Source organism: Paenibacillus sp. P4_A9, from assembly GCF_056402415.1.
In genome coordinates this window covers 1-6,175 of sequence record NZ_JBFUHL010000123.1, presented here as the reverse complement: position 1 = coordinate 6,175, position 6,175 = coordinate 1, and the positions used below count along the sequence as shown (strand labels likewise).

Genomic DNA, 6,175 nt, shown 5'->3' with positions numbered 1-6,175 from the left:
GATTTAAAGCGTCCGTTAGTTGGAATTTCACTGGAACTGTGCTTCCTTTTTTGAAAACACTTGAACCATCMGAATTTATCGGGTTTAGAATTCCACTAAACTTATAGACGTTTATTACTTGAACCGTTCTCGTAGTGATTGCTGTGTTTCCAACACGATCTTGGACACTATACGTAATTGTATAAGTACCCTCTTTGGATGTATCAACTGTTCCAGTTGTTACAATCGTGCTCGTTACATCGCCATCCACATTGTCAGTAGCTGTCGCCCCAGCGTCTGTGTAAGTCGAGCCCAAGTAAACAGTTGTAGAATTAGAGCCTGATACCGTAATGGTCGGAGCCGTCTTGTCGATGCTTACGGTTACCGTGTGGGCTTGTTCCACGTTGCCTGCATGATCCACACTCCAATATACAAGCGTATGGACGCCATCTGTGTTAAACGAAATCGCATTTCCGCTTTGTTGAGTGCCACCGTCTACCGTAAAGTAAGTTGCCGCTACACCCGAGACGTTATCAATAGCGTTTAAAGTTACGGTAGTATCTGAATTGACCCATCCGGCAGGGGCGTTGTCTGTCGTTACAGCCGGTGTGTAATCAATGATTACAGAACTGGAACCTTGTACACCGCTGCCGTCAACAGCTGTCGCAACTACTTGGACATTCCCTTCTGTTACCGCTGTGAGTACCCCGTTGACATTAATACTTGCTTTATCCGTCGTCGTGACGCCATCGGCCTCGAAGACACTCCATGTTACACTTTTATTTGCAGCATTAGTCGGCATAACTGTAGCCTGCATTTGCAGTGTGCCATATTCAACGGCGATTGCATTGACTCCATCTGCACCATTTACAGAGATGGATGCAACCGGTATTTGTCCGCTAATTGTAATCGTTTTGGAAACTTTTACACCGCTATTGTCATTAGCTGTCGCAACCACGATAACTGTGCCGTCTTTTTTAGCCGTAAGTAATCCATTCGAATCAATCGTTGCTTTATCTGTCTCCGTGACACCATCGGCATCATAGACGCTCCAAGTTAAACTGTTGCTTGCAGCCGCAGGTAGGACAGAAGCCTGCAACTGAAGTGTGCCATTCAACGTAGTGATTTCATTCGCACCACTTAAATTGATCGAGTATGCTGGCAGACTCGTATCAATTCTCACGTCATCGTAATAGGTTGTAACCAAATTGGCCGCCCATTGATCGCCAAGTATAATACGTTTAAAGTTCGTAAGTCCTGTTGGGGAAGCGACAATCGTACCATCGATATACATATCTACTTTGGTCCCAGAGGTATAATCAAATACAAATTGATGCCAGCCAGTAGATCTAGTTACAGTTGAAGCCGTAAGAGTACCGCCTATACGGTAGACATATTTGTTTGTTGCGCCCGCTGTCGCAGTGTTGACTCCGATTGATCTGATATTCGTACCGTCATCGACCATGACTGCATTCTGCATGCACCCTGGCGCTGGTGACGCACAGGTCTTTGATGCGTCATCGTAGAACCATAGAGATACGACTTTGTTTTGTGGAGTAGAAAAGGTTTGCTGAATCGCATCCTTGTCTTCGTTAGTAATATAGCTCCTAGAGCCAGAATGACTTTTAGCGGAGCTTAGCGTTGGCGTACCCAAAGCTACAGCCCAATTGTTAAGGCCGGTTTCAAAACTGTCAAACGAATACATGGATTGAGTCGGGTCACCCGATGTCACATATGCTAAAGAGATCGCGAATTCATCCGAAGTTGAGATTACGGCGCCGTTTAAATCCCGTGATTTCAAGACATAATAATAGGTCAATCCTTGCATCGTCGTTGCATCCGTGCAAGCGAAGTTCGTTACTGCACTGCATACCGCTGTCGTGTAAGGTCCGCCTGCGACAGTCGAACGCAGCACATCGAAACTTACCGCTCCCGGCACATTTTGCCATCTCAAATTAACGGTGCTGCCACTCGTAGTTCCCTTCAAACCGGAATAAGCCATTTCTTCTGCCAAACCAAACTCATCCAAATAACCTGTCAATCCGCCGCCACCTGCTTTTTTGGCATAGATGGTCACACTGGTATCACTTGGTCCTGTGGTAAAGGAAACGATGCTAGGACGGCTTGCAGTGCCCTTAGTAAAGGTTGTACTAGTAATCTTGCTTGTCACTGTACCACCGGCAAGTCCACTAGCTCCCAGTTCAATATAATCCGTAGCTGGATCAACTGTAGAATCAAACAATGTAAAATCAGCAAAATAGCAATTCAAAGGAACCGTTGTATTCGTATTCGTAAACACCAAATACACGTCTTTAACCCCTGTTACTGCAGTAAGTGCTATGGCATTTCTATAATACCATTGCCCTTTTTGTCCCGCTACGTCATCGCTAAACGGATCTGTCGCAACCAAAGTACCCCCATTCGCTGGGTCACCAATATACATCTCAATCTTGCCGGTACCAGAAGCAGCAACTGTAGCAAAATTTACTTTGTCATACATGCCCGCCCCGAAATCAATACCCGTAAATTTTAGGGTAGTTTTCGTTCCTGGAATCATGTAACCATTCATTGCGCGATAATTTACAGGAGTAACAGGATCACTTCCTGCAGTCATGGTGGTAGCTGGAACTTGTTTTCCCAGTACCTTACCCCAAACACTTAAATTATATGTGGTGTTTGGTTTCAAACCAGTGACAGTTTGAGCAATCCCATCACCTTCATTCAACGCTACACCATAAGCGCCGTCTCTTACCAAACCGCTGGCTCTGAAATCCCAACCATTGTGTACGACGATTTCTGGCGTATTCGTAGTCGTCCATCCGTTCAGATCGCCGGTAGGAAAACCAGCATTTTTGAGCAACTGTTTATAAGGAATATTGTTTAGCTTAAAAGTCGGGTTGATGTTTGCCGCATTGTCAAAATCGTGTCCCGATTTCCATGGCATGCCAGGTTGAACAGCACCCTTGACAGGTGCAGCGGAAGTAAATCCGTCGGTAACACCGGGAATCACGACACTTCGTTGACTTTCTGGGTTTTTAAGTGCAAAGTTTTTGTTAGCTGGGTCTACAAACATACTTTGGATATTGGTTCTTGTGTCTAAAGTATTACTTTGTTCAATCGCACCGCCTGCAGCTTGAGATTCAAATCCAGTATTTTCAAGAATATTGCCCATTAGCACGCTTCCATAAGAACCAATTCCATCGGCAACATCATCACCCCACGTACCGAAGGACTGACTACTCGTGTTGTATACCGTATTATTTAACATTATCATGCGTTCATTAGGTGTGTTGATGAGCATACCTACCGTAACATTCCAAATGATATTGTTATAAACCACGGCATCGAAACTCAAGTTATCAAAATAAATACCATCACCCGGACTATCATGTACGGTATTGTGATGAATCTCTGAACTGCCAAAATCGCTGTTCACAACATAAAAAATACCACCGTCATAGGAAATCTTCATCACGTCATAGATGTCGTTATACGCAATAACTGAACTAGTGAATGTGCCACCTAGGGCAGCCCGACCTCCCGCATGAATACTATTGTGGCTAATCAGATGATTGTACCCATTCACATTGATACCATCAGCATAAAGTCCATAACGGTTAAAATCGTGAACATGATTGTTAATCACATTGTTGTCGTGGCCTTTAACAACGATTCCAAAGCCAAACATATTTTTAACTTCACAATCACGAATCGTGTTGTGGTCACCATCCAATATAAAACCAGATACAAATCCCGATAATGGTGTATCAACAGCAAAAGGCTTGTTAAAGGAATCCACCATTTCGATGGTTGCACCCTTAAACATGTTGTTGCTTGAGTTTGCAAAGTTGACTCCAGCAGCCCGTACATTAATTCCGCTGATCGTAATTCCTGTACGACCGGCTAAGTCAAAAGCAAACTCTCTTTTCTTCGCCTCAATCGTACCGTTATTTGGATCTTCTCCACCCGGAACAGCAACAAATAATTTTTGGTTAGCAACGTCCTTATACCATGCCGCTACTCCCGGTACGCCAGCTACGCCAGTAATCGGATTTGCCACATCATAACGCAATGCCTGATAAGAGTTTGTAAGGTAGAAACCAAACCCAGGAGACCCGGATTGGGGAAGGTAACCAGTAGTATAAGGCCACTCAAAACTCAAAGTAGTACTACTTCCCGTAACCTTTCCAGTATAAACGGTGAACCCATTGGACACTGATGAAACAATAAGAGCATCTTTCCAAGCATTTGTTGTACTGTTAGGCAAAGGATTTGCAGTGTTAAGGGCGATATTGTTCATCTGCAGATTGGCGCCCCCGTTACTTATCGTACCGGCAATAGCCCCTGTCGATGAATACTTGGCATATTTCGCCTTGTTAAACATCATACTGTCAGGAATATTGGGCCACCTTGCTTGACTCAGCGATGTATCATTTCCCGCTGCATCCGTATAATAAACAATATTGCCATATCCGTTTTGGTAATCCCAAGACATTGGCGCCGAATAGATTCCAGCATCTGCTGTTGGCGTCCAACCAGTGACCAAATCGCCTCCAGACAAGGTAACTTTATCACTATTGTAGTTCTGAAACGCCACTCCATCACTTTTAGGTGTTACTGTTTCACGATAAGTTCCAGCCATAATTTCGACATTGTCACCGGAAACTGCAACATTGGCAGCTTTTTGGATCGTCTTAAATGCTGACGATGTAGACAGACCATCATTAGAGTCGTTTCCGTTTGTACCATCAACGTAGTAGCTTGTTACAGCCGCTGCAAAAGTTTTTACAGGCATTGATAGAATGGGTGCGCAAATCATAATTAAAGCTAAAAATAGGGTCATCATTTTGTGCGTTTTTTTAGCAGTTCCCTGATGCATAAATTTTACCTCCAAATTTTATTATTTTCGGGCTCACATTCTCCCTTGTAAACGCTATCATTTCGACTGCGGTGTTGTCCTTGCATTTCTTCGTCCTTGTGGTATCATTGTAATCGTGTTCGCCACTAGGTTACACCCATATTACAATATTTCAATAGTGAATGTATATTCGTAAATAATGGAATTAAGAGAGGGAACAATCGTGTCAAAATCGTTAGAACAGAAGGTCAAGGAATCACAAGCATTAACCCGTTTTGGTCATTGTCTTTTCGAATTGAGATCAGATCGGGGACAGAGTCTTAGAGACGTTGCAAAGGTATTAGACATATCGGCCAACTACTTGTCAGAATTAGAACGAGGTGTTAAAAAGCCCTCATCAACTATGATAAAAGCCTTATCTACCTATTACGGAATCAATCACATGCGTTTATACGCTCTTTTAGAGATTCCTGCACAAGCGTTGGCAAGTATCTTCGAAACGAGACCCCACGCGATTGAGCGATTGAATGCATTGGTACAGAGAGCGTCCAAACTTGAGACAATCCCGTTTGACCGCGGGACTGTATTTGTTGACGAGATGATCAACTTTATTGACCGCTTTATTACGGAGTTAGAAAGCGAATAAGTCCATAACATTTCAAACCCTTTCCCATCGTGGTGAGGGCTATTTTTGTTTGTAAACGCTTTGAATTAAATTAAATCTTGATTCTAGATGTAAGTGAAAAGGAGTCATTGCACATACTAAGCAATGACTCCTTTCGTTTAATCCATTTACTTCAAATTATTTCTTAGTTTTCAAGAACTCATCAACTTGTTTTTGCAGTTCAGCTACTACTTTGTCTGAACCTGCTTTTTTCATTTTGTCAATGAATTCAGCATATTTTTTGTCAGACTCAGCAACTGCTCCTGTTTCAATAACTGATCCACCTGCACCAGCATATTCTTTAACAACCGCCGCGATTTGTGCAAGCTCTGTTTTAATTGGATCAAGATTTGGTTTATAACCAAGTAATGGTGAAACGGTTGCAGTGGCATTCGCGTCTTGCCAGATTTTCGTGTAATTAGCTGGGTTGGCTTGTGTTTCGAAACTATTAGCTACGTTACCAAGACCCCAGACAAATGCGCCATATTTAGCATCTGCAGTTCCTTGACCTGAGTAACCGATTGTTTCAATTTTATTGTCGCCAGTTTTCTTGTAATGCTTGCCTTCAATACCCCATACGAGAAGGTTATACAGATCTTTCCCCTTAGCCGTATCTAACAAATTAATAAGCTGCATAGCACGCTCAGGATTTTTAGATGTTCTTGTAATCGCTA

The 6,175-nt window shown here is 43.0% G+C and carries 3 protein-coding genes; 1 reads left to right on the top strand and 2 read right to left on the bottom strand.

Going from position 1 to position 6,175, the window contains the following annotated elements:
- On the bottom strand, positions 1-4,858 hold a 4,858-nt coding region (locus tag AC1DVJ_RS29405), incomplete at its 3' end, for an immunoglobulin-like domain-containing protein (RefSeq protein WP_477596199.1).
- A gap of 178 nt (positions 4,859-5,036) precedes the next feature.
- Here AC1DVJ_RS29405 and AC1DVJ_RS29400 point away from each other — a divergent pair.
- Positions 5,037-5,483, top strand: coding sequence for a helix-turn-helix domain-containing protein (locus tag AC1DVJ_RS29400; protein ID WP_477596197.1), 447 nt, complete (start codon positions 5,037-5,039; stop codon positions 5,481-5,483).
- 156 nt (positions 5,484-5,639) lie between these two features.
- On the opposite strand, the gene AC1DVJ_RS29395 is transcribed toward AC1DVJ_RS29400, so the two are convergent.
- On the bottom strand, positions 5,640-6,175 hold a 536-nt coding region (locus tag AC1DVJ_RS29395; RefSeq protein ID WP_477596195.1), incomplete at its 5' end, for a DUF3502 domain-containing protein.